The sequence below is a fragment of the Stenotrophomonas maltophilia group sp. RNC7 genome, from assembly GCF_030910085.1.
Taxonomy (GTDB): Bacteria; Pseudomonadota; Gammaproteobacteria; order Xanthomonadales; family Xanthomonadaceae; genus Stenotrophomonas; species Stenotrophomonas sepilia.
In genome coordinates, this window is record NZ_JAVFVN010000093.1 from 1 (window position 1) to 515 (window position 515).

The 515-nt window shown below is 68.3% G+C and carries 1 protein-coding gene; it reads right to left on the bottom strand.

What is annotated here, in order from left to right:
- Nucleotides 1-345 (bottom strand): catalase (locus RCF13_RS00935; RefSeq protein ID WP_308140731.1); only part of this gene is annotated, 345 nt, incomplete at its 3' end.
- Between the last annotated feature and the right edge of the window lie 170 nt (nt 346-515).

The following is a 515-nucleotide window of genomic DNA, read 5'->3' on the forward strand; positions in this document are numbered from 1 at the left end:
GAAGCCGCGCACGTCGCGCGCCGTGTCCTTCGATCCGCGCTCGCCGGCCACGGTGGAAAAGCGCACGAACACCGGCGTGCGCTTGCCCTTGGTCGCGAACAGCGAGGCCCGCGTCAGGCCGGCCAGCGATTCGTAGCATTCGAAGTAGCCGTGCGCTGCGGATCCCCGCGCATGCACGATGCGTTCCGGAATGCGTTCATGGTCGAAGTGGGTAATTTTTTCACGCAGGATGAAATCCTTGAGCAGCGCGGGGCCGCGCAGGCCCGCTTTCAGCGAATGCTGGTTGTCGCTCACGGCGACACCCTGGTTCGTCGTCAGCGCCTGTCCCTGCGCATCCACGCGCACCCGCGCAAGACCGCCGTCGACCGCGTTGGCGCCGGCCTCGGGCGGCTCGCCCGTCTTGTCGGTGTACTGGCTCTCGGACAACGAGCTGGCGCTCGCCGACGCATCGGCCGTCGCCACGGCGACGCCGCGGTACGGGCAGCGGGCGCCCGCGTCCCCGTATTCTTTCTCTT